The following is a 1,336-nucleotide window of genomic DNA, read 5'->3' as shown; positions in this document are numbered from 1 at the left end:
TAACGATGATGGAAACCATTGATTCCATGCAAACCCGCCAAGGCAAGACATCTTCTAAGTGACAGGAAAGCCAGAGTAATTTCTTCTAATCCGTTCACAATACAGTTGCTTTGGCATTGTGAGGAAAACGTGGAAACAATAACACTGGGCATAGATTCTGGATACAAACACATAGGTTTTTCTGCTGTAACAGACAATAAAGAACTCATATCCGGGGAAGTAGTAATAAGAACTGACATACCGAAGCTCAATGAAGAAAAGGCAATGTACCGCAGAAAAAAGAGAAATAAGCTCTGGTACAGGAAACCAAGATTCATGAATCGTGGCAATAATAAAGAAGGGTGGTTCGCACCAAGCATTGAACACAAACTGGAAACTCATATAAGATTGATTGAGAAGTTGAAGCGAATACTTCCCGTATCAAACACAGTGATAGAGGTTGCATCCTTTGATACCCAGAAGATGAAGAATCCTGAGATAAGTGGAATAGAATACCAGCAGGGAGAACTTCAGGGATATGAGATCAGGGAATACCTGCTGGAGAAATTCCATCATATCTGTGTGTATTGCAGCAAGACCGGTGTGCCTCTTGAAATAGAGCATCTAACGCCCAGATCAAGAGATGGTCCCGATACGGTCAATAATCTCGCAATCTCATGCCATGAATGCAACCAGAAGAAGAACAACCTCACAGCAGAAGAGTTCGGATATCCTGAAGTGAGGAAGAGGGCATTGATCACCATGAGAGATGCAGCATTCATGAACACTGTAAGGTGGAAGCTTACACAACTTGCAGGATCAGAACATACATTGGGATTCATTACAAAGAAGAATCGTATTTCTCTTAGTCTGGATAAAACCCATGTCAATGACGCATTTGTAATAGCCGGAGGAACTGTTCAGATCAGGACATCTCCATTTACAATCACACAGAGAAGGAGGAACAACCGTTCCATCCAGACGAACAGGAAGGGATTCAGGCCATCAATAATAAGGAAAAGATATGCATTCCAGCCTGGAGACATGGTTCTGCATGATCATGAGAGATTCAGTGTTGTTGGTATGCATAACTATGGGAAATCAATCGTAATAAAAGGAGGAGAGAAGAAGATGGACATAAACACGAAAAAGGTCAAGCTGGTAAAATATGGAAAAGGATTGCAATTCGCACCCCAATTCCTTCCCACCCTTTCGGATGGGGTCTCATTGGGGGAAGTTAGATGAAGCTGGATATAAGCAGTGTTGGCTTCTGGATTCTGTAGATCATCAAACATTGAATTATTATCAGAAATTATATCTTAATTAATTCTTCAACCTTTGAAGAATTTTAATACCT

General features: G+C 40.9%; 1 protein-coding gene. It reads left to right on the top strand.

What is annotated here, in order from left to right; all coding sequences use genetic code 11:
* Positions 1-18: 18 nt before the first annotated feature.
* Complete coding sequence (gene iscB, locus AMDU4_RS12940; protein WP_290705390.1) at positions 19-1,224, top strand: RNA-guided endonuclease IscB; 1,206 nt, start codon at positions 19-21, stop codon at positions 1,222-1,224.
* Positions 1,225-1,336 lie beyond the last annotated feature (112 nt).

The organism is Ferroplasma sp. Type II, assembly GCF_000496155.1.
This window is presented reverse-complemented; position numbering and strand designations above follow the sequence as displayed.